Annotated in this window: 21 protein-coding genes; 5 read left to right on the top strand and 16 right to left on the bottom strand. The window is 44.1% G+C overall.

From position 1 onward, the window contains the following. Positions 1 to 195 precede the first annotated feature (195 nt). A complete protein-coding gene (locus ACMQ5W_RS01380; protein ID WP_148493339.1) occupies positions 196 to 1377 on the bottom strand; it encodes an acyl-CoA dehydrogenase family protein in 1182 nt (393 codons plus the stop codon). Between the two features lie 310 nt (positions 1378 to 1687). On the opposite strand from ACMQ5W_RS01380, the gene ACMQ5W_RS01375 reads away from it, so the two are divergent. Next, positions 1688 to 3400: an IS1634 family transposase gene (locus ACMQ5W_RS01375; protein ID WP_419022765.1), complete on the top strand. Its 1713-nt coding sequence runs from the start codon at positions 1688 to 1690 to the stop codon at positions 3398 to 3400. A 97-nt stretch (positions 3401 to 3497) separates the two neighbouring features. Here ACMQ5W_RS01375 and ACMQ5W_RS01370 read toward each other — a convergent pair whose 3' ends face one another. From ACMQ5W_RS01370 to ACMQ5W_RS01335, 8 genes are all read right to left on the bottom strand, one after another. Beyond that, entirely contained in the window at positions 3498 to 4319 is an 822-nt protein-coding gene (locus tag ACMQ5W_RS01370; protein ID WP_419022763.1) for a hypothetical protein, read from the bottom strand. Next, entirely contained in the window at positions 4306 to 4593 is a 288-nt protein-coding gene (locus ACMQ5W_RS01365; protein ID WP_419022761.1) for a hypothetical protein, read from the bottom strand. Before ACMQ5W_RS01365 ends, ACMQ5W_RS01370 begins: the two co-directional genes overlap by 14 nt. Next, positions 4577 to 5062 carry an RNA polymerase sigma factor gene (locus tag ACMQ5W_RS01360; RefSeq protein WP_148493343.1) on the bottom strand — a complete coding sequence of 162 codons (486 nt, stop codon included), beginning with the start codon at positions 5060 to 5062 and terminating at the stop codon, positions 4577 to 4579. Before ACMQ5W_RS01360 ends, ACMQ5W_RS01365 begins: the two co-directional genes overlap by 17 nt. A gap of 460 nt (positions 5063 to 5522) precedes the next feature. Then, positions 5523 to 6074: a hypothetical protein gene (locus ACMQ5W_RS01355; RefSeq protein ID WP_419022759.1), complete on the bottom strand. Its 552-nt coding sequence runs from the start codon at positions 6072 to 6074 to the stop codon at positions 5523 to 5525. After that, a complete protein-coding gene (locus ACMQ5W_RS01350) occupies positions 6071 to 6316 on the bottom strand; it encodes a hypothetical protein (RefSeq protein ID WP_419022758.1) in 246 nt (81 codons plus the stop codon). Before ACMQ5W_RS01350 ends, ACMQ5W_RS01355 begins: the two co-directional genes overlap by 4 nt. Before the next feature lie 13 nt (positions 6317 to 6329). Beyond that, on the bottom strand, positions 6330 to 7724 hold the full coding sequence (locus tag ACMQ5W_RS01345; protein ID WP_419022756.1) for a sodium:solute symporter family protein: 1395 nt from the start codon (positions 7722 to 7724) through the stop codon (positions 6330 to 6332). 64 nt (positions 7725 to 7788) lie between these two features. Next, positions 7789 to 8403, bottom strand: coding sequence for a corrinoid protein (locus ACMQ5W_RS01340; protein ID WP_419022754.1), 615 nt, complete (start codon positions 8401 to 8403; stop codon positions 7789 to 7791). Between the two features lie 12 nt (positions 8404 to 8415). Then, positions 8416 to 9891, bottom strand: a complete 1476-nt coding sequence (locus ACMQ5W_RS01335; protein ID WP_419022752.1) for a trimethylamine methyltransferase family protein — start codon at positions 9889 to 9891, stop codon at positions 8416 to 8418. A 173-nt stretch (positions 9892 to 10064) separates the two neighbouring features. On the opposite strand from ACMQ5W_RS01335, the gene ACMQ5W_RS01330 reads away from it, so the two are divergent. Beyond that, positions 10065 to 11156, top strand: a complete 1092-nt coding sequence (locus ACMQ5W_RS01330) for an ArsR/SmtB family transcription factor (RefSeq protein ID WP_419022750.1) — start codon at positions 10065 to 10067, stop codon at positions 11154 to 11156. A gap of 69 nt (positions 11157 to 11225) precedes the next feature. Here ACMQ5W_RS01330 and ACMQ5W_RS01325 read toward each other — a convergent pair whose 3' ends face one another. Further along, on the bottom strand, positions 11226 to 11669 hold the full coding sequence (locus tag ACMQ5W_RS01325; protein WP_419022748.1) for a hypothetical protein: 444 nt from the start codon (positions 11667 to 11669) through the stop codon (positions 11226 to 11228). A 109-nt stretch (positions 11670 to 11778) separates the two neighbouring features. Between ACMQ5W_RS01325 and ACMQ5W_RS01320 the strand changes: the two genes are divergently transcribed. Both ACMQ5W_RS01320 and ACMQ5W_RS01315 read left to right on the top strand, forming a co-directional pair. Further along, entirely contained in the window at positions 11779 to 12222 is a 444-nt protein-coding gene (locus tag ACMQ5W_RS01320) for a cell wall hydrolase (RefSeq protein ID WP_148493345.1), read from the top strand. Positions 12223 to 12268: 46 nt separating this feature from the next. After that, positions 12269 to 12883 carry a hypothetical protein gene (locus tag ACMQ5W_RS01315; RefSeq protein ID WP_148493346.1) on the top strand — a complete coding sequence of 205 codons (615 nt, stop codon included), beginning with the start codon at positions 12269 to 12271 and terminating at the stop codon, positions 12881 to 12883. Between the two features lie 45 nt (positions 12884 to 12928). Here ACMQ5W_RS01315 and ACMQ5W_RS01310 read toward each other — a convergent pair whose 3' ends face one another. Further along, complete coding sequence (locus tag ACMQ5W_RS01310) at positions 12929 to 14200, bottom strand: hypothetical protein (RefSeq protein WP_419022746.1); 1272 nt, start codon at positions 14198 to 14200, stop codon at positions 12929 to 12931. A gap of 214 nt (positions 14201 to 14414) precedes the next feature. On the opposite strand from ACMQ5W_RS01310, the gene ACMQ5W_RS01305 reads away from it, so the two are divergent. Beyond that, the gene (locus tag ACMQ5W_RS01305) at positions 14415 to 15614 is read left to right on the top strand and encodes a hypothetical protein (RefSeq protein ID WP_419022744.1); all 1200 of its coding nucleotides are present in this window, start codon (positions 14415 to 14417) and stop codon (positions 15612 to 15614) included. A gap of 288 nt (positions 15615 to 15902) precedes the next feature. On the opposite strand, the gene ACMQ5W_RS01300 is transcribed toward ACMQ5W_RS01305, so the two are convergent. Genes ACMQ5W_RS01300 through glmM form a run of 5 tightly spaced genes read right to left on the bottom strand, consistent with a single transcriptional unit; the run spans position 15903 to position 21484 of the window. Then, complete coding sequence (locus ACMQ5W_RS01300; protein WP_148493351.1) at positions 15903 to 16472, bottom strand: TIGR01440 family protein; 570 nt, start codon at positions 16470 to 16472, stop codon at positions 15903 to 15905. Between the two features lie 19 nt (positions 16473 to 16491). Beyond that, positions 16492 to 17742: an adenosylhomocysteinase gene (locus ACMQ5W_RS01295; protein WP_419022742.1), complete on the bottom strand. Its 1251-nt coding sequence runs from the start codon at positions 17740 to 17742 to the stop codon at positions 16492 to 16494. A gap of 20 nt (positions 17743 to 17762) precedes the next feature. Further along, positions 17763 to 18275, bottom strand: coding sequence for a GerMN domain-containing protein (locus tag ACMQ5W_RS01290; protein WP_148493353.1), 513 nt, complete (start codon positions 18273 to 18275; stop codon positions 17763 to 17765). Between the two features lie 9 nt (positions 18276 to 18284). Continuing rightward, the gene (gene glmS / locus ACMQ5W_RS01285) at positions 18285 to 20114 is read right to left on the bottom strand and encodes a glutamine--fructose-6-phosphate transaminase (isomerizing) (RefSeq protein WP_419022740.1); all 1830 of its coding nucleotides are present in this window, start codon (positions 20112 to 20114) and stop codon (positions 18285 to 18287) included. Positions 20115 to 20131: 17 nt separating this feature from the next. Next, positions 20132 to 21484 carry a phosphoglucosamine mutase gene (gene glmM, locus ACMQ5W_RS01280; RefSeq protein ID WP_419022738.1) on the bottom strand — a complete coding sequence of 451 codons (1353 nt, stop codon included), beginning with the start codon at positions 21482 to 21484 and terminating at the stop codon, positions 20132 to 20134. Between the last annotated feature and the right edge of the window lie 7 nt (positions 21485 to 21491).

Below are 21491 nucleotides of genomic sequence, written 5' to 3'. Positions count from 1 at the left end.
CTATAGGACGTATTTCCGTGTGTTTCAAAGAACGTACCTTACGAAGCGTCGTCCCTTGTGGACGACATCAGTGCATATGAAACCCTGGCACAGCGATTGTGAAGCCAGCGCTGATGCAGGTCTCATGCCAGAACGCCCAAGCTTTCGCTGGTTGGCGTTTACGTCTGAGCTTTCGCTCCGTCGTGCACTCGTTATTTATTTTTCGTAATCCCATCCAGTGTAAAGTTCTACGCCACGTTTTTTGATCTGTCCGCCGATGACGTTTCTCTGAATTTCGGAAGTTCCTTCCCAAATTCTGTCAACTCTCTGGTCTCTCCACAGTCTTTCAACTGGGTTCTCTCTCATGTATCCACGTCCGCCCAGGATCTGAACGCCCTTGTCAGTTACGTGGTTAACCATTTCTGAACACCACAGTTTGATTGCGGATGCTCTTGCATGCTTCAGCTTACGATCCATGTCAGGGTCTGAGATTTCCCAGCAAACTCTGTACAGTAAGCTCTTAGCTGCCATGATTTCCATAGTCATGTCTGCGATCATGTGCTCGATTACCTGATATTCTCTGATTGGTCTTCCGCCCATTACACGCTCTGCAGCCCAATCGTTTGCTACGTTCAGAACTCTTTCAGCTCCGCCTACGCAACGAGCAGCGATTCCAAGTCTAGCTTCTACGAACCAGTCTTTTGTCATGTTGAAGCCTTCTCCGATTCCCTTCAGGATCTTTGATTCATCAACGATTACATCTGTGAATGTGAATTCAGGATGTTTGAATGCGAAGTGGTGAGTAAATTCTGGTGTTCTCTTTACGCTTACGCCAGGAGCATCCTTTTCTACGAAGAATACTGTAGCCTTATCTGGATCCCCATCGATATGTGCATGAACAAGAAGGAAGTCAGCAACGTTACCAACTGTTACGTACCATTTTTCTCCGTTGATCTTGTATCCGCCGTCGCATTTAACAGCAGTAGTCTGGCACTGTGTTGGGTCGGAACCAGCATCAGCTTCTGTGATTGCATATGCGTCTCTACGCTTGCACTGGTTGGAAGGAATCAGATATTCTTCGATCTGTTCCTGCGTACCGAATTTCATTGGGAATGATGGTTGTGGAATAGCGTCCCAGATAGCGCCTGTTGACATACCGAACTGTTCACTGCACAGTGCCTGTTCAAATAAAGTCATTCCCTGTCCGCCGTGCTCTTTGGAGTGGTTTGTTGCGTTGAATCCCCAGTCCATAACCTGCTGAGTTATGTATTTATGAGTCTCTGGAGTGATACCGTTGTTTTCTTCACATTCCATTTCGTAAGGGAAAAGTACCTGTTCTGTAAATTCCTTTGCCTTAACCTGTAATGCGCGATGCTCCTTGCTTAGTTTAAAATCCATAATAATATGCTCCTTTCATTTATAAAACGATAATGACTGATAACTACATATTGGATGTATGATTATATTCTTTTCCAATACTCTTATGTAGCTCCTCTTTACAATTCACATGATAGCATTATTCTTATTGTGAGACAAACCATTTTCACAGATTTTTCTGTCTTCGTTTTTTTGAGCAAACGCTGAATACATTGAAATTCAAGGGATTCATTTGTAATATTTCTATTTTTTTTATGAATATTTCTGTGGCATTTTGCAGTTTTTTATAATATAATGATATTGACAAATTTGTCCAGGAAAGGAGGAGCTCGTGTTTTTAATCAAAGAAAAGAGAAAGAACGGTACCAATCTTTGTATCGTACAGTCCTATAGAGATCCCATTACAAAGGTATCTAAGACAAAGAGAATTATGAACGTCGGCTACTTGGAGGATCTGCAAAAGCAATATGACGATCCAATTGCTCATTTTCAAGAAGTAGCAAAAAAGATGACCGAAGAATACAGTACCAAAACAAAGCCGACTTACCTCACTATCAATCCTGCTAAATCATTAGATCAAGGTGTCGACCTTATCAAGAATTATGGTTATGCTGCTTTGTCTGCACTTTACCACGAATTGAAGCTGGATGTCTTCTTTAGAGGGCGTCAGAGGACTTTAGATATCGACTTCAGCCTCAACAGCATTATGAAACTTCTCGTATATGGGCGTATACTTTATCCAGGATCAGAAAAACAGATTTATGGAAAAAAAGATCGTTTTTTTGACAAAATGGATTTTTCCTTGGACGACTTATATCACTCTTTTCCTTATTTTCATCAATACAAACTTCCATTGCAATCTTGGATTCACGACCGTATTTGTGAAAATTATGGCAAAGATACAAGTCAAATGTATTATTATGTGACCAACCACTACTTCGAGGTCAGCGAACAGGACCTGTTACAGAAAAAAGGTGTATCCAAAGAGTATCGTGAGGATCCAATCGTGCAGATGGGTCTATTCGTAGATACAAACAGGCTGCCTGTGTCCTATGAACTTTTCCCTAGAATCAGGGATGATGTGCCTCTATTGAAGCCGGCACTCAAAAAAGCCCGCCATAACTTCGGCGTGGACAAGGTCATCATCGTGGATGACAACAGATCCAACAACGCCGACATTCTCTACAACAGCGTGCTTTCCGGCGGCAACGGTTACATCATAGCCCAAACAATTCGAAACGCAAAGACAGAAACCAAAAAATATGTCCTCAATCAAGATGGATACAGGCCTCTGGGTAAAGACTGCCGAATCAAATCACGAATTTGTAACAGAGAGGTTCGCATTACGACTCCTGATGGCAAAAAGAAAACCGTCTTGTTAAAAGAAAAACAAATTGTCTTCTACAACGACATCCATGCAAGATGGGCAATCGCGGAACGTGAAGACGTATTGCTGAAATCAAAAGACATCATCGCCTCTCCCGAAAAATACAACAAAGCCACCACCTATGGCGCGGCAACCTACGTCAAGAATCTCGAATATGATAAAAAAACGGGAGCCATTATTCAGGACAGGCAGGGGCTGTATTTGGACGAGAAAAGTCTCCGGGAAGAAGAGAAGTACGACGGCTATTATATGCTGCTTACCAGTGAGCTGGATATGAGCGAGGAAGAAATCGTCGATGTCTATACTGGGCTTTGGGAAATAGAAAATTCTTTTAGATTAATCAACAGTACCTTCCATGCCAGACCTGATTTCGTATCGAGAGCGGATCATATGTATACCCACTTTTCCACTTGCTTCGTGGCTCTCACTCTGACTCGCCTTCTGGAATTAAAAACGCAGAGAAAGTATCCTCTGCAGCAGGTGATTCGAAGTCTGAAGAAGTGCAGCTGCGTACATATTGAAGATAATTATTACGTCACGACGTATTATGATGATGTTCTGGAATTTGTCGGTGATAGTCTGGGCGTAGATTTTTCAAAACGATATGGAACACTGTGCGCCATCAAAGAAAACCTGGGAGCAACAAAGAAAAGATAACCTACGAAATTATTTATAAAACGACCTCTTCAACAGATTCGTCTGTCCAAGAGGCCGTTTTTATCTGTATCAAAAGATACAGAAAGAAAAATAGGAATCAAGCGTCCAGAGTATCATCGATGACGCTCTGCAAATCAAAATCTGCCTCTCCATAGGCAGGCTCAAGTGTGGCGCCGTCTATAGAAATGAGCAGCTTCAATGTCCCGATGTAATGTGCCGTTCCCATGATGACATATCCGTTCTCATTCTGTCCTTCTTTTGTTTCCAACATCAAAGTATATTGATCAAAGCTTGTTTGAGCATCCACAAACTTCAGGCGGTCCTTCCCTTTGATATAAATGACATAATGGCTTTCTTTTTCATCACTGTCTTCTCCGCCGGCTCGGCTTCTCGACAATACATAGCACCTAGTATCGTCGTTCTTGGCATCGCATTCCCGGAACCACTGCTGCAAATCCTCGTTCTTTACATCATCTATGGTCATATTATAGCTGGTCATCCCTCCTAAATAATGATTATTAATCCGCGGCATCATGACAGCACCCATGAGAACACAAATACATATGGGAATCACGATTGCAGCAGTTGTGACTTTCCAAATGCCCTTGTCTTTCTCGAGGGTGGCGGAAGTCATCGGTGTGCTCTTGGGCAAAGGAGTTTCACAAACCGGGCACACCTTCCAGTCAGGCTTTACGGGATAACCACAGGAGATGCAGCGTAGATTTTTTTCATCATCCCGCATCAATACGTACATGATCAGTCCGATAAAACACGGCATCAGAACAGCAATCATCGTCCAAATTCCCGCCTTCATCCCCCTGGCTTTGGCATCTCTGTACACATACAATCCGACAATTAGAACAATGGCGGCTATCGCAGCAAACAATATAAAAATCCATGAAGTGTTAATATAACTCATAAATCAAATCCCCCCTTTTTGTGACCAGAATCACAGTAGTTACCCCCATACAGATCATCGAGAAGCAAAGCAGTATCAATAAACCCAACGCGGCGGCTATCGAATAACGGCATGCCATGGCAAACAGCACGGCTAAAAGCACTGTATTCAGCACAGAGACTGCAAGCAAAGCCAACAGCACTCGTCGTTTCTGCCGTTTTTTACATTCTTTACGCAGCGACGCTTCTGTCAAAGCAGGCGGCTGCCATTTTTCAAACTCAAAACTTTTCCGCATCCATCATCATCTCCTTTAACAGTTTTCGTGCCGTACTCAGCCTGGATTTCACCGTGCCCAGTGGTACGTTCAATGTCTCTGCCGTCTGCTTCTGATCCAATCCGTTGAAGTAGAACAGAATGACAGTCATACGCAATTTCTCGTCCAGTCTGTCCACCGCATCCTTCAATTCGACGTAATTTCGTTCCCGGCCAGGAGTCCTCTCCATGATGGCATCTTTCTCTTCACTGGATTGAAAGAAATCGAAAAAAGGACTTCGTTTTTTCCTTCGGCAGACATCTTTGTAGGTATTAATGCAGATCCTCGTTATCCAAGGCTCAAAGTCCAGGCTCTGATCATACTGGTCAAAATGCTGCAAAGCTTTCAACCAGGTTTCCTGATAGAGATCATCCGCCTCATTTCGTTCACGGCACAGATTCATGCACAGGCCGTAGAGCCGTCGTCCGTAAACTTCTATATAATTGTCCATCGGCCTGTCCCCCTTTCCTTAATACATACGCTCTGCCGCGTTAAAAGGTTCAAAAAAACAAGAATTTCCACAAATTCAGACTGATTTAGTCCTTTTACATGGAAACTCTTGGTTCTTATCCTGCTGTATGGATCTTTCCTTCACCAATCTCTGAAAACTTCCAACCTTTAGTCAAATTTTCAGAAGTAAAGACCGCCTGCTTTACACTCTCATTTTCCTGCCCCAAGATTAAGGTGTATGTTCCATTTACTTTCTTAAAAGAAACGATGTCAATCAAGTAGAAGCACTCGCCCAAAGCTTCGGCTCTTCACCGTAAAAAAGCAATTGGCAATCGTCTGTTCGCCAGCAGAAAAACAGACTCTTTCGGCAGTGCAAACTTAACATATTATATCATACTTTAATTATGTATGCTATACGTCATAAAAAGAAGTATTATTTACTTTATCTTTAAATAGTTAATTTATCGCGCTCTCTGATGCTGACCTCCATCGGCAGCAATGGTGATATACCGCACTCGATTCCCTTGTTTCATATCGCCGTAAAAAGCCACCCAGAAGGGGCGGTAGATTGACAAACGGCCAACGATTTCTGCTTCATGCATGCCGCCCATTGATCGATGGGTGATCTTGTGGGCCAGCACCTTTGCCCGCTTCTCCGCTTCTTCATCGTCAAAAGCCTTGTTTTGAATCTCCGCCTCATCATTTAATTCTATCTCCTCAATCTGTAAGTTTTGATCTGTTACTAAAGATACACCGCCAGTACTGCCGTTGACCAATACTTTCAGCTTTTTCCTGACAGGCTGCGAAGCCTTTTTTCGCATTTTGTTCATCAAGGTAGGAGAAGACACCGTCTCAATTTCTAAAAGTACGTACTCAATATACATGAGCCGAAGTTCGCTGAGCGGACTTTTATGGAATACAATATTCCAAAGCCAGTCGCCTTTTTTCTCAGCGATTTGCATGGCTTCCGCTTTCTGCATTTTCTGCCTCAGCGAGGTTATAATTCTGCTCATTTTTGCTTACGCTCCTTTATCTTCTGATTCTGCATTTTGATGAAACTGCCCAAGGTCTTGGCGTAATTGATGGTCACCGTCAAGACGATGGCCAGGAGCACCAGAGGGAAAACCCATGCCGTCAGAAAGTCGATTCTAAACTTAAAGGAACAGAAGATGATAACGACTAGCAGAAAGTAGCCGAAGACCAACAGACCATCCATTCCCAGCCATTCTATCTTATCTTTTTTCTTATTATCCATGATGAAACTCCTTTCAGGCCGCCTGGATTTCTGCCGCCTCAACGGGCTTGCCAATGCGGTTGCCGACGATATAAAGAATCAGAGACACGAGGAAACAGAGCGGCAGCGGGTCGTCTACAAAAGTCAGCGGCCAAATCAGGGTATAAATGTAGGCCAGACTGCCGCCAAGCATGCTCAGCAGTCCGCCGGCCGGCGTTTTCTGTCCTTTGTAGATCAACGCACCGGCCACAGGAATTACGCCGCCAGCTGCCCAGATCGCTGATACATAACCGAACAGATCCATGGCTACTGTAAACTTTGATGCAACGACCAGGCCGATGATGCCGAGAACAACAATGGAAACCCTTGTCAGCAATAACAGTTCTCTTTGAGTCGGGTTCTTCCTCAGCTTTCCATATATATCGTAAGCAAAAAGTGTACCACCACATAATAGGTAGCTATCCAGTGCAGAGATGGCCGAACCGATCAAAGCGACGACGAACAAAGCGCGCAGGCCTACAGGAAGGGTCTCCAGCACCAGGGCCACATACCCTTGCCCTGGGTCCATCTCTGGGTGAACCACATTGACCATCATGCCGGTTGCACACAACACTGCATCCATAACCACCCAGATCAGAAGGCAGGTCAGCATAGCACGTCTCCCCGCTTTTGGTGAATCCGATGCAGAAAATCTCTGATAAAAGGCCGGATCAGCATAAACGGTCAAAGCGATGATCATAAAGAACAGTGCTTTGGTCACCGTCAATCCTCCTACAGGATCGAGGATGCCCGGCTTGTCCGCCATAGCTGCAGTGACCGCATCCCAGCCGCCCATAGCGCCCCATTGAATGGGAACCGTAATGGCTACAGCCACGCCCAGAAAGAAAAACATGATCATATCTGTCACTGCTACTCCCATCAATCCTGCTGCCACCGCGATGAGAACCACCAAAATCATGACGATACCCCCTGTTACGAGAAACGGGGCATCCCATGCCACTTTGCCGACAAATCCGCTAGAGGTCACATTGCCGAATTGGCAAGTATAAATCAGCATCAGAACTGCACCGATGATGGCCACTGATTTACCGTAGGAACGTTTCAGTACATCTGGCACGGTCATGTCCGTTCTGATCTGCATCTTCGGCCCTATCCACAAGGCTAGAGGAATCCTGGCCGCATGGGCGGTAAAGCACCACATCAGAAACATGGAAAGTCCATAAATTGCAAACCATTCTACTGAACCCAAAGTGCCTACGCCTCCGTACCAGGTGGATACCAAAGTCCCTACTGTCAGAGACCAAGGCAGAGACTTGTTGCAGACGAAGTAGCTTTCCATGTCCTGCACTGTCTTGGAAAAATATGCCGCTACAAACAGAATACCGATTACCGCTGCTACGACGATGATATTGTCCACCAATGTAAGCATTTCTTTTCACTCCTTTCTCTTGCGCCGACAGGTTTGCTTTCCATTGCAAACCTGTCTCAGTTCTCTATAAACTCTTGATTAGATCAACTGCACTGGCGGCATCATGAGAGTAGTTAGCGCCGATGGATGCCGCAAATTCAGCAGTCAAAGGAGCACCGCCAACCAGCGGAACTGCCCTGATATTTTGTGCTTTCAACATATCTACCACCTGTTTCATCTCCGTCATAGTTGTAGTCAGCATCGCCGACATGCCAACAAAATCGACGTCCAGGGATTTTGCCTTTTCCACAAAGGTCTCCGCCGGAATGTCCACTCCCAAGTCTATGACCTCATAGCCTGCCCCTTCGAACATCATACCGACCAATTTCTTGCCGATATCGTGAAGATCGCCTTTCACCGTTCCGATAATTACACGGCCTTTTGACTGGTCATCACCAGAAGATACCAACTCCTCTCTTATGAGGTCCATTCCAGTTTGCATAGTATTTGCCGCCATCAAAACCTCTGGCACGAAGACCTCCCCAGAGGAAAATCTCCTGCCAATATCGTCCATGCCCTTCACAAGCCCTTCATCGAGGATTTCTTTGGCGCTGACGCCGGAAGCTAGAGCCGCACTGACATAAGTCTCTATAGCATCAATTTCATAGTTTTTGACTGCATCTGCGATTTTAAATAACATGTTCTCATCTCCTTAAAAATCTTCTCTGTGGTGTTTGCCTTCAGCAATTTCAGTCTCTCTGCGCCTGATGATCTGATCGTATTCTCTGATAACTGCTTCATCAATTAAAAGCTCTGTCTCTGTTTCGATGATTTCCCGCACTTTTTTATTTAAAACCGCGCGGATATCCTCGCTGCCAGCGATCTGCCAAGCCTGATACTGCTTTCGATTCATAAATTCCGGGTAATAAGTCTCTTCTCTAAAATGCTGGAAGGTATGCGTCTGAGTCATATACTGTCCGCCTGGGCCCACTTGATCAATCAGATCCAGACATAAGGTTTCTTCATTGACTTCTATACCTTTTTCCATTCGTTTGATATAGCCGACGATATCACTGTTCATCAGAATCATTTCCAGGCTGCCGATCAAACCAGCACCTAAATAAGCGTTATCATGAACCAGATTTGTTCCGCTGAGAGCTGCCAACATGTTGGAAAAGGTGGCTTCTACTCCTGCCTGTACGTCAACAGCATTGGAATCAGAGCATCCGCCTGTACCGTAACACGGCAAATTATAAAACTTAGCCAGTTGTCCTACAACGGCATGAATGATCGGCAATTCCGCTCCACCGTAGCAGCTGATGGACGCCTTCATATCCATAGTGGACCCCACAAGGCCAAAGATGAATGGTGCGCCAGGGTTCTTAAGCTGGTGAATGACAAGCCCGCTGAGCCCTTCCGCATTGCCTAAGGCAATGGTTCCCGCTAAAGTCGCCGGTCCTGTTCCGCCTGCGATAATCCCTGAAGCCCAAGTTACAGGAATGCCATATTCAGCACAGAGCAGCAGTTTCTGCGTCGCCTCTTTGCTGTTAGTCAGCGGTGAAATCGGTTCGCCATATAAGCCAATGGTGGGATTGCGTTTTAATTGATCGTAACCGCCTGCATTGATTGCTGCCATATCAATCAGCGCTTTCATATTTCCATAATCGGTAGCCGTAATCCAGTTGGGCTTGTCACAGTAACTTCTCATCGCTTTGAAGTGATACAGGTCCACAACATCCTGGCTGACATCGCTTGCCAAACCTAAATTCGCAACAAAGTCGATGTTGTCTGCATATTGGGCAGCCTTGGCTACATCCTCTACGTCTTTCAGTACAGTATCTCTGATTTCTCCCGTATAAGGGTCGATAAACTTAGGCAGATCTGTTCCCAGTCCGTAATAGACGTTATTTCTGTAAAGGTGCAGTTTTCTCTCTCCGTCCACATTGCAAAGGGTAATCTTTGACGGCGCACTTTTAATGGCAGCTTCAACCAGCCTTGAAGGGATTCTCACTCGATTTCCCTCTATGTGAGCGCCTGCTTCCGCAAGGAGTGCAAGAGCCTCATCATCCAAGACTACAACGCCCGTGCGCTCTAAAATTTCTAACGATGCCATGTGAATGAGATGTATCTGTTCTTGTGACAGATACGCAAAATAACCACCTGCAATATTCTGTTTATTTACTAACATATCCTATTCATCCTCCATTTTCTATTAACCGGTTAATGAATTCGCCTTCATTAAATCAGAATTGTCTGTCTATTGCAATAGTATTGAAAGGATTAGTTAATCACTTAATTAGCCGCATCTGTATTGTTTTTTGTACAAGAATAGATGATAATAGAGGAAAAGGAGGAGGTATCATGCCAGTGATAAAAAAGAGCCTGCCTGGAAAGGTCAAAGTTTCATTTCAGTATGGCTGCGCCATGGAGTTAGTCTGCAGTCTCCACGTGATTACAGACCCCAGCCATCACGTCAATTGTATCGACTGGTATGATCACGTCATCAGCCATGTGGAGAAAAAGTTAATCAAACAAATTGTCGATTTCGGTAATCGCTATGCAAACTGGGATCTAGTTATGGACTTAATTGATAACTTTACAAAGCCTTGCACAGAACGGACAGGTTATTTTGATGATTTCTTCTCTGTCATAGAAAGGCTGGACAATCTGCCGCGGGAACAGTTCGCCTACATCTTTCTCGGTGAAACCCTATTAGGCAGTGACGATAACATTTATGATCTGCTGCAGCATCCTGAACACTTGGATCAATACGACTTATGTGACTTATATCAATATGTCAGTCGTGATAACGCAGAATACTTCATCCGGAACGTAGACGAAGTTAGAAAAGAAATGATCGATATCATCACCCTTTATTACAACGTCTATTTTCAAAGCCACTGGCAAAAAACCTGTGCCTTTTATCGCGGTGCCGCAATCAAAGAAAAGGCTCAGTTTGCTGCTGCAGACCCGATCAATTTTATCGCTTCTCTCCACGATGATTTAATTTACGAGTCTGATACCCTTATCATGAAGAAGCAAATTGACTTCAAAGTGCAGTCTGAAGAAATCAAAGAAATAAAGATTATTCTGTCCGCCTTTACTTATCCGCACTTGATGATCAACATCTATGACAATCGTATCAGCATCTATCGAAATATGCTGATGCCAAACATGTCCACCACTTTTGACAACATGGCAAAATCCATCCGTGTATTTAGCGACCCTACCCGGCTCTCTATTGTAAAACTCCTTTTAGACAGGGAATTGACCAACAAAGCATTAGCCTCCCTTCTGAATATTACGCCTGCATCCATTTCGCAGCATTTGAGAATATTGAAAGAAGCAGATATGCTCTGTTCCATACGAAGAAAGAACAATATTTTATATAGAATAAAGAAAAAAGAAGTTACACAGGTGCTTACTGAATTAAAGCGTTTCTTAGATATTTAATGTAAAAAAACAGGTGTACCGGATACAAACCGGATTACCTGTTTTTTAAGTGCGACGAATCCTCTATAGTTAAAAGTTATGATAATACGAAATTCCCTGATCATAGCCAAAGACAGAATACAATACAGAACCGATTAAAGAAATAATACAGATTCCTATAATGACAGCGCCGATGATAATCAAGGCCTTTGCCCATGTAGGCAGACCAGTCTTCTGCGGCGGCACCTGCTGATCATAATTTTCCTGATAATATGTACCATCTTCTGGCGGATTTCTGTGATAATTCTGCGCTGCCGGGTTCTTCAATGGATAGTCCCGTCTGATGACAAGATACACTACCAATCCCAGGTAACTCGGCACTAAAGCCGCTACCAAAGCCCACAGCCACGGACTGCAGTCTACTCTTTTATCTGCATCTTTATAAACGCATACTGCTATGACGATAGGGATTCCAATCGTAAAGATCAAAATCACCGGAATAATCATCAAAATAGCAAAAGCTCCAAATAACATAATCTCAGTCTCCCTTCTTCTTTTTATGTCTATACAAATAAAAGTATACCACATTTTGTCGAATCTGCATATTATGTTAGTGAAATCTTTTAACCTTGAGGTGAAAATCATGGCTTATGACACCAGAGAACTCTTTGCCCGCCTGATACAGTGCGAGGCAGGAGGAGAAGGTGAAGATGGAATGAGAGCAGTTGCAACTGTCATTATGAACCGGGCTACCATCAGTTATGGTGAGTTTGCCCGTGTCAGCAGAGGCGGAGACGTGAGAAATATCATCACACAGCCAGGACAGTTCGTCTGTATGAGAGAAAGCGTCGGTGGTGTTTATAACCCGCAGAATGTTTATAATATGAATCCTACACAGGAGCATTTTGATATTGTAGACTGGGCAATGGGAGGGGGTCGATTGATGGGTGTTGATGAATCACTCTTCTTTCACAATCCCTATAGTACCAAATGTCCAACATACTTTCCAACCAACGTAGGCGTTATCCATAACCGGATAGGCGACCACTGCTTCTACCTTCCGACTTCATACTATGCAGATACATGATGATAAATCAATAAAGAGAAAAAATATAGAAATGAGGTAATTTTTTATGATTATGCCATGCAACAGTGCAAATGGATGCGGAACGGTTTCCGTCCGCAGCAACCAACTCGACGACTTGGCTTACAGACCGATTGACGGAATTTCCTATGAGCAGATGACAGGATTCATGCCTTCATCCTCTGCTACAGCAAGCGTTGCCCCTGTACCTGGTACGTCAAATATCCCTACGGCCTCCGGCGTTGCAGCTGCACAGGGCCTCGATCTCGATAATCCTGCTATGCCCGGCGGCACTAATAATTTAAGACCTTCCACAGGCGGCAGTTCAGTACAGCCAGAAGGGGTCCTGCCAAACGCACCAGAATTTCAAGTTCCAAACAATCCCCTTCTTCCACCGGGTTATCAGGAAGTGATCAACTATGAAAACCTGCAGTACATGAACGGTTTTCTCAGAACACAGATTGGTAAATACATCCGTGTTGAGCAGATCGTCGGTTCTACGGTCATCGAAGATCGTTATGGTTACTTAGTCGGTGTCGGCCTCAATTACATCTTGCTGCAGGAAATCAATACACAGAACATCATGGCGGTGGACTTCTACAACATCAAATACGTATATATCTATTATTCACAGCCTACCCTGCCTACCAACGCCACCAGATAACTTCTACATCAAAAAGCACGCTCGGCATTGCCGAGCGTGCTTTTCTTAGTTCCAATGAATGATTTTGCTCTTGTTGAGGGTAACTTTGTTCTTTAACGCTAATAGTGAATAGTCGTGATTCCAATATCCGTTTGACGGCCAGTATGTAAAATAATCTCTTGTCCTAATGCCATACGCATTTTCTGCACTGTAATCAATCATGATTACCTTTTGACCATTAATTTTGCCAGAGTAAATTTTATTGACTATCAATGTGCTTGGAAAATACAAGCTTTGATTTTTCAATGCAAGGTAAGCTTTTCTTGCCTGTCGCTGCGTCAAAGTCTTGCTCGATATCTTAATACTTTTATTACTGCTGAAATCACCATAATATTTTGTTCCATTAACCTTAGTATAGGCTCTGACCTTATAGTAATATGTCTTCCCATATGTTTTCTTCTGATCTGTGAAGGTGGTAGCTGCATAGCCTGTTGCTGTTTTAATTTTTTTGTATGTTCCCGAGGCACTTTCTGCTCTAAAAACTTCATAGCCGTTAGCGTTTGAAAGCATTGACCATTTGATTGTGGCACTGCCGGCAGATGTAGTCAAAGACGTAATCTTTGCCTTTGCAACCCCTGCAGCGCCAGTTACATAGTCTGACCCCATGTTAGAAATAGCCTTTCCATCTACATAAATATACGGAATTACTTGATATTCATATTTTACACCTTTTTTAATATCCTTATCTATCCAACTAGTAGTATTCCCCGATGCGATTGTCACCTTAGGAAACGGACGTCGAGTACTTTTAACGGTTTTATAAATATAATATCCATCGGCATTTTTAATTTTATTCCATGATACCTTTATCGATGAACCATTCAAAGCAGATGCCTTCATCTTTGGATTTTCTAAGGCGGCATAATCTATATCACCATAAATCCATTCGCTGAATATGTCATCTACGTAGACCGCCCTTAATTTGTAATAATATGTGCCGGGCACTGTCGGCCTGTGAATATATCGAAACTGTGTTTTATTAGGGTCCAGTGACTGCCAGAAATCCTTTTGATCTTTATCACTGTCACTGACTTTTGACAGCAATTCGTAATCACTTTCTTCAGGTGCTTTAACATAGAGTTCATAATAATTTAAGCCTTTATTATTACCCCTATCTATATTATCCCAAAAGAGATAGATCCCATTCCACCCTTCATCAACCTGTAAATTACTCGGTGCTTCACCTGTAGCACCAAAGGCGGAAATCACATTTACAGGCAGTATGGAAATAATGAATGACATAGCCAAAATAATGGCAATTCTGCTTTTCTTTTTCACTTTTTTCTCCTTTAATTAATATAAAATATTGCATAGTACTTCTTATTCTTAATTACTATTTTACCACTCATTTTAGAAATTACAATAATATAGTAAAAATAGTGAAATCAGTTAATTTTTAGTTAATATTTCAAATATCTATTGTGCTTTTTTAGATATCTTCGTATAATAATTTTAACAGGAAAATAGTTAAGGTTAAGAAAGGACAAATATTATGAAAAAGTCAAGAATCATTAGTGTCGCATTGACACTGGCACTTGTTCTAACCACAGTATTTGCAGGAACTGAGGGGGTTTTTGCGGATACAACAATGTCAACAAAATCTCTAAAGGCAAAGGCCCAGGTTGAAAATGGAGGTACGATTAATGCAGTAAATCAAAACAACCTCCCTGCTAGTGAGAACATTGATAATGCTTATTTACAATTTAATGGTTCATCACCAGCCACAGTAAAAATCAAGGTTAGCAAAGCATCCATGCTGGCAATTCCTATGGTGCTAACAAATAGCAGTTATGCAACCCTGACAGATGAAAACGGAAAAGTTATAAATGGAACAACTAGTACGTCTTATTCATCCTCCGTTTATATCAGTGCTTCGCAAGACATTGAGGATTATCGTTATGTATACTTCCCAGTTAAAGCCGCTGGAACTTACACTTTACAGTTAAAAACAGGATATGGAGATGGGGAAGCTGTACTTTTTGCGACTTATGCAACTACTTCAGGCGGAACATTGACCAAAGGAAAGACTTATTATGGTTCAAGTCCTAATAATACGACAAAGTATTATAAGGTAACAGCTCCTAGCACCGGGTATTTTACAGTAGAATTTAAAAGTGCTGCGACAACCTATCCAACTTTCAATATTAAATTAGCGAACTCAAAAAAGACGAACCTATTTAAAGGTGGAAATGGGTACGAATATATTTCCTCTTCAAAAAACTATAAAACACGTGTTGGCGTGGCAAAAGGAACATACTATATTGCAGTAAAGACAACCGACCCATTTTACGGTCTAAATGTCAAGTTCACAAAAGTATCTGAAAGCAGTGGCAGCACTAAGAGCAAGGCAAAAGCCCTGTACAAAGGCAAGACGAAGAAGGGCATCATCACTGCGTCGCAGAGCAGTACTTCAGGAGACTGGTACAAAATCACTGTTAAGAAAAAACAGAAAGTAAGAATCAAACTTTACGCTTTACCTGGTGAGGGTGCTAGTTACGGCGGCATTAAGTTCACCATCACAGGCGGAAAATATACAGTTGGTTCAGTAACTCAAACATTGTATTACAACAAGACCGAAAGTTTAATTTCACTGAATACTAACAATACTGGGTATTTGTATCCAGGTACTTACTACATCAAGGTTCAGAAATCTAACGGTGGTAGCGGTTACTATAATATCAAGTGGCTATAATGCCACGTTAAAAAGGACTCCGAAAGGAGTCCTTTTTATATTGGTGATTCTCTCTAGTTATAGCAGTTACAGAAAATGATAACTAACAGTAAGAAGAAGAATAATAGGCTGGTATCAATACCGCCGCCTTCACCATTAAATAAACCACAATTATTTGACATGTAATTCACCTGCTTCTTTCATATTTTTTAATATACAATATGAGTAAAACGGCAAAATTGTTACAGAATTCGATGGTTATTTTTAAATACAACGTGACTATTGTTATGCCAACGCAGCGATCCTCTTCTAGCGTTTGATATCTCCGCCAGACAGCACATCGTCGTAGACTGCGCGGCTGCCACCGATGAACTTCGGTCTGGTTCTCGCACAAACCACGTTGGCTTCTCCAATTTTCTTCACAGAAATGCGCACAGGGACAGCGACCCGTTTCAGCTGCATGCCGATCAGCGTATCGCCGATATCCATGCCTGCATCAGCTTTGATTTCCTCAACGGCCACAGGATGCTCCGCGTTTTGATAGACGGTCATAGCGAAAGATCCGCCGGCGTGGAGCTTTGGTACCACGTTTACAATCTCCGTTCCTGGCAGCAAAGCAGCTTTTTCGACGATAACAGCGCGGTTGAGATGCTCACAGCACTGTGCTGCCAAAAAGATACCTTTCTCCCTTAGAACTGGCATCACGCCTTCATAGACTGCCTTCGCCGCATCGATGTCAGAACCCTTGCCGATATGCGCCCCTTTGATCTCACTGGACGAGCAGCCGATGACAAAGATGTCACCTTTGTTCAGTTTTGCTACTGCAAGCAGCTCTGTCACAGCATGTGCTGCCTGCTCTCTGATTTCTTCATAAGTCATTGCTAATCACCTTCTTAGTTTATACATTCCAACTGTTCAGATAGGCATCCTGCTCTTCTGTCAGCTGATCGATTTCGATACCCCAGGCAGCCAGCTTTCTCCTGGCAACCAAATCATCAATCTCGCCGCTGACATCGATGACCACATTGTCCAGTTCTTGGTGATGGTCTTTGATGTACATGGCCGACAGCGCCTGTACGGCGAAACTCATATCCATGATTTCGGCCGGATGCCCATCTGCCGCAGCAATGTTGACCAGCCTGCCCTCACCGATTACGTTGACCCATTTGCCGTTTGAAAGGCGATAACCCATGATATTTTTCCGGGTTTCCTTTTTTTCTACAGCGGCCGCTTCTAGCCCCGCCATATCCACCTCGCAATCAAAATGTCCGGCATTGGTTAAAATCGCTCGATCCTTCATCTTCAGCATGTGATCCACAGTTATCGTCTTGCAGCAGCCTGTAGCTGAGACAAAAATATCTCCCAGAGCTGCGGCTTCTGCCATGGTCATTACATCATAACCGTCCATTTTCGCTTCGATTGCCTTGACAGGATTGATCTCCGTGACAATGACCTTAGCACCTAACGCCGACGCTCTCATGGCGATACCACGGCTGCACCAGCCATAACCCACTACGACCACTGTTTTTGATGCCACGATAAGATTGGTGTTTCTCATGATACTGTCCCAAACTGATTGACCAGTACCATAACGGTTGTCAAAGAGGTGCTTGCAGTCTGCGTCGTTGACCGCCACCATGGGGAATTTGAGGATGCCTTCCTTCTCCATGGCTTTCAATCTGATAACGCCAGTTGTCGTTTCTTCACAGCCGCCCCAGACTTCTTCCGCCAAATCCGGACGTTTCGTGTGAATCAGCCCCACCAGATCGCCCCCATCGTCGATAATAATATTCGGCTTCTGCTCCAGGCACATCTCAATATGTCTGTCATATTCTTCAGCGGTGGCACCGTGATAAGCAAAGACTGCCAATCCGCTGTCCGCAAGAGCCGCCGCCACATCGTCCTGTGTGGAGAGGACATTGCTTCCTGTCACCGACATCTGTGCGCCGCCTGCCGCCAATACCAAGCACAGGTATGCAGTTTTCGCCTCTAAGTGGACAGAAAGGGAAATCTTAATTCCCTCAAAAGGCTTCGTCCTGATAAACTCTTCTTCCAAACCGCGAAGCAGCGGCATGTTATTTTTCACCCATTCAATCTTCTGATGTCCCGAAGGCGCCAGCGAGATATCTCTGATATCATATTCTCTCATAGTAACTTCCTTTTCTTCTGTTATTTTTCTATCTCCAGAGGTGCTGTAAAGCGCTCTGTAATATCAACGTGACCCATGAGGGTTTCTGCTTCTTCACCGTCGATAGTAAAGGAAACAGATTTTACTTCGTCATAAGACTGCATCAAAGTGCTCACAATCTGAGAAACCAAAAGCTGCTCTTCTACAGCGCTTCCGGTCAGATTCCTGCTGGAAAAATCTACAATGACATCCCCATTTTCCTCATTTACATTGATGATAGTATAATCATCTCTAAATGCGGTGGCAATGCCATCCTGGCCCTTGAGCTTGCTCTCCTGTAAAGCATTCAGCGTATTCAGATAAAGCTCCGCTCTGCCAGATCCCTTGACTTCGGAATCCACAGTGAGCAAAATTTGATCTGCTTTTCCCTTGAGAAGAAACTGAGGATTGACTACAGTCAAAACGACTCTCTGCCTGCTGCCGCATCCCGTCAGAGCCATAAAAAGGGAAATGACGATGAGCATGATGATTACTTTTAAAAAACCATGTTTCATAAACTGCTCCTATTCGACGGTAACGCTCTTAGCCAGGTTCCTCGGTTTGTCGATGTCTTCGTCCCTCTCTCTGGCGACATAATATGCAAATAACTGCAGTGGAATTACGGTCAGCAGCGGCGTCACCTCATCGGCGCAGTTTGGAATGTAGATGACCTCCGTGCTTTCCTGCTCAATTTTCGTGTTCCCTTCTTTTGCAACAGAGACCACGTGAGCCAATCTCGCTTTTACCTCGACGATATTGGAGTACATCTTGTCGAACAATCTATCCTGTGTAGCTAAAGCGATGACGATAGTCTCCGGTTCCATCAATGCGATGGTACCGTGTTTCAATTCTCCTGCCGCAATCGCAAAAGAGTTAATGTAAGACACCTCTTTCAGTTTCAGAGAGCCTTCGTAGGCTACTGCTGAATCAATGCCCCGTCCGATAAAGAAGACCTGGTCTCTGTTATAAAGGAACTTGGCCAGTTCTTCCACCTCGCCAGCCCTGTCAATGACCTTCTCCACTTTCTCTGGAATCGCCTTCAGTTCTGCAATCATCTCTGTATAATATTCTCTGCTGATCGTTCCTTTCAAGTTCCCCATATAGAGGGCAATCAAATACATACATACCAGCTGGGTCGTGTAGGCTTTGGTTGAAGCGACTGCGATTTCCGGTCCTGCCCAAGTATAGAACACGTCGTCAGACTCTCTTGCTACAGAACTCCCCACCACATTGACGATGGACAGCACTCTGGCCCCTTTACGTTTGGCTTCCCGCAGAGCTGCCAATGTGTCCAAGGTTTCACCCGACTGGCTGATAGCGATAAACAAGGTTTTGTCATCGACAAAAGGATCCCGGTACCTGAATTCAGACGCCACGTCCACTTCTACCGGCACTCTTGCCATCTTTTCAATTGCATATTTTCCAACCAATCCTGCGTGGTAAGCCGTCCCGCACGCCACAATATAGATCTTGTTAAAATTCTCTAAATCCTCCAAAGTTAGAGAAATCCCGTCCAACTTGATCTGATCGTTGTCGTCCAGCCTTCTCATCAAAGTCTCACGAATGGCCTTTGGCTGTTCGTGAATCTCCTTCAGCATAAAGTGTTCATAACCTTCTTTTTCGGCATCTTCTAAGCTCCAAGTAACCTGCAGCACATCCCGCTTAATCGGATTTTTATTCTGATCGAGAATTTGAATTTTCTCCGGCGTGCAGATGACCATCTCCCCGTTTTCAATCAAGTAAATTTTGTCCAGATATTTCAGCAGGGCCGGAATATCTGAAGCGATGAAATTACAGCCTTTTCCCAGACCTGCAATCAGCGGTGCATCCTTCCGGAAGGCCACGATTTTTCCTGGTTCATCCTTTGATATGGCCGCAAAGGCATAAGCGCCTTTCATTTTTTCTACAGCAGCGAGAACCGCATCTTCCAGACAGCCTTTGTTCAGTACCCCGATCAGCTGGGCGATGACTTCTGAATCCGTCTCCGTCTTGAAGCGGATACCGTGTTCAGCCACGAGCCACTCTTTCAGTTCTACATAGTTTTCTACGATGCCATTGTGCACGATGGCAATGCTTTCATCTTGATTGATATGAGGATGAGCATTTTCATCAGAGGGAACTCCATGAGTAGCCCATCTTGTATGTCCAATACCTGTGGTGCCGTACAGTTTTTCTCCTGCTATGGCCCTTTCCAGGTTCTCTATCTTTCCTTTTTGTTTCCGAACAGCAATGCTGCCCTTATCAATAAGGGCAATTCCTGCTGAGTCATATCCTCTGTATTCTAATTTTTTCAGTCCGTCGATGATAATGTCTCGGCAATTATCATGACCGACGTATCCTACGATTCCACACATAATCTAACCTTTCTGTTTTAACTGAATTTCCTGCTGATCAAATCAGCCAATTCCTGAGCCATCAGATGAATCTGCTCAATATCCTCTCCTTCTATCATAACCCGAACCAGAGGTTCCGTACCTGACGGTCTGATCAAGACTCTGCCGCTGCCCTCCATCTCGGTTTCAATCGCTTCAATGGCAGACTGCACCTCCTGGTCTTCCATATATCTCTTCTTATTTTCATTTGTCACATCCGCATTGACTAATACCTGAGGGAAAATTTCAATCTCCGCTGAAAGCTCAGATGGTTTTTTTGAAGATGCCTTCACAGCCTTCATGAACTGCAGGGAAGACAGAGTGCCGTCTCCCGTCGTCGTATAGTTTAAGAAAATGATGTGCCCAGACTGTTCTCCGCCCAAAACACAGCCGGTCTTCAGCATGGATTCCAAAACGTATCTGTCGCCGACTGCCGTTACATCAACCTCTGCGCCGACTTTGCCGATGATGTACTGATGAAACCCGATATTGCTCATCACCGTTGCCGTCACTTTGTTGGCCGCCAGTTGACCGGCATCCTTCAGCATCTTCGCACAGATGCAGATCGTCTTATCCCCGTCGATCACGAGTCCCTTCTCGTCGACGACAATCAATCTGTCCGCGTCTCCATCAAAGGCCAGACCGATATCAGCCTTTTCTTCCACGACTTTTTGCTGCAACTTCTCCGGATGAGTAGAGCCGACAGCATCGTTGATGTTGATTCCATTGGGAGCACATCCGATGGTTATTACCTCCGCTCCCAAAGCTTCGTAAACGGCCGGAGCAGTTTTATATGCAGCACCATTGGCACAGTCTAAAACGATTTTCATGCCGTCTAATCTCACGTCGATGGTTTCCAATAAGAACTTGCAGTAAAGCTCGGTGGCATTTTCTTCCGCTTCCAGGCATCTGCCCAGTTCCTCTCCTGACATATGACTGTTCGGATCGATGTCCCGAATGATGATATCTTCGATTTTTTCCTCAATGGCATCGTCCAATTTAAATCCTTCACTGTTGAAAAATTTAATGCCGTTATATTCGAAAGGATTGTGAGAAGCTGAAATGACAATACCTGCATCCGCCTGGTAATACTTTACCAGGTAGGCGACTGCCGGCGTTGGAATCACTCCAACTTTGATCACATTGCCCCCCACAGCCAGAATTCCAGCTGTCAGAGCATTTTCCAGCATATCTCCCGACACTCTGGTATCTTTTCCGATGACGATAACCGGTCTTTTATTCTCTTTTCTCAGGACGTGCGCACCTGCTTTTCCCAAATTGAAAGCGAGTTCTGGAGTTAATTCCGAATTGGCGACTCCTCTCACGCCGTCTGTACCAAATAATCTACCCATGTCTACC

Origin of the sequence: Emergencia sp., assembly GCF_048465375.1 — a bacterium.
In the GTDB taxonomy this organism is placed as follows: domain Bacteria; phylum Bacillota; class Clostridia; order Peptostreptococcales; family Anaerovoracaceae; genus Senimuribacter.
The sequence above is the reverse complement of the archived record's forward strand: the minus strand, read 5'-3'. Positions and strand labels throughout refer to the sequence as shown.

What these genes read in the sequence shown, in the direction of transcription:
- ACMQ5W_RS01380 (WP_148493339.1), bottom strand. Translation starts at nt 1,377, where the DNA reads ATGGATTTTAAACTAAGCAAGGAGCATCGCGCATTACAGGTTAAGGCA.
- ACMQ5W_RS01370 (WP_419022763.1), bottom strand. Translation starts at nt 4,319, where the DNA reads ATGAGTTATATTAACACTTCATGGATTTTTATATTGTTTGCTGCGATA.
- ACMQ5W_RS01365 (WP_419022761.1), bottom strand. Translation starts at nt 4,593, where the DNA reads ATGCGGAAAAGTTTTGAGTTTGAAAAATGGCAGCCGCCTGCTTTGACA.
- ACMQ5W_RS01360 (WP_148493343.1), bottom strand. Translation starts at nt 5,062, where the DNA reads ATGGACAATTATATAGAAGTTTACGGACGACGGCTCTACGGCCTGTGC.
- ACMQ5W_RS01355 (WP_419022759.1), bottom strand. Translation starts at nt 6,074, where the DNA reads ATGAGCAGAATTATAACCTCGCTGAGGCAGAAAATGCAGAAAGCGGAA.
- ACMQ5W_RS01350 (WP_419022758.1), bottom strand. Translation starts at nt 6,316, where the DNA reads ATGGATAATAAGAAAAAAGATAAGATAGAATGGCTGGGAATGGATGGT.
- ACMQ5W_RS01345 (WP_419022756.1), bottom strand. Translation starts at nt 7,724, where the DNA reads ATGCTTACATTGGTGGACAATATCATCGTCGTAGCAGCGGTAATCGGT.
- ACMQ5W_RS01340 (WP_419022754.1), bottom strand. Translation starts at nt 8,403, where the DNA reads ATGTTATTTAAAATCGCAGATGCAGTCAAAAACTATGAAATTGATGCT.
- ACMQ5W_RS01335 (WP_419022752.1), bottom strand. Translation starts at nt 9,891, where the DNA reads ATGTTAGTAAATAAACAGAATATTGCAGGTGGTTATTTTGCGTATCTG.
- ACMQ5W_RS01330 (WP_419022750.1), top strand. Translation starts at nt 10,065, where the DNA reads ATGCCAGTGATAAAAAAGAGCCTGCCTGGAAAGGTCAAAGTTTCATTT.
- ACMQ5W_RS01325 (WP_419022748.1), bottom strand. Translation starts at nt 11,669, where the DNA reads ATGTTATTTGGAGCTTTTGCTATTTTGATGATTATTCCGGTGATTTTG.
- ACMQ5W_RS01320 (WP_148493345.1), top strand. Translation starts at nt 11,779, where the DNA reads ATGGCTTATGACACCAGAGAACTCTTTGCCCGCCTGATACAGTGCGAG.
- ACMQ5W_RS01315 (WP_148493346.1), top strand. Translation starts at nt 12,269, where the DNA reads ATGATTATGCCATGCAACAGTGCAAATGGATGCGGAACGGTTTCCGTC.
- ACMQ5W_RS01305 (WP_419022744.1), top strand. Translation starts at nt 14,415, where the DNA reads ATGAAAAAGTCAAGAATCATTAGTGTCGCATTGACACTGGCACTTGTT.
- ACMQ5W_RS01300 (WP_148493351.1), bottom strand. Translation starts at nt 16,472, where the DNA reads ATGACTTATGAAGAAATCAGAGAGCAGGCAGCACATGCTGTGACAGAG.
- ACMQ5W_RS01295 (WP_419022742.1), bottom strand. Translation starts at nt 17,742, where the DNA reads ATGAGAGAATATGATATCAGAGATATCTCGCTGGCGCCTTCGGGACAT.
- ACMQ5W_RS01290 (WP_148493353.1), bottom strand. Translation starts at nt 18,275, where the DNA reads ATGAAACATGGTTTTTTAAAAGTAATCATCATGCTCATCGTCATTTCC.
- glmS (WP_419022740.1), bottom strand. Translation starts at nt 20,114, where the DNA reads ATGTGTGGAATCGTAGGATACGTCGGTCATGATAATTGCCGAGACATT.
- glmM (WP_419022738.1), bottom strand. Translation starts at nt 21,484, where the DNA reads ATGGGTAGATTATTTGGTACAGACGGCGTGAGAGGAGTCGCCAATTCG.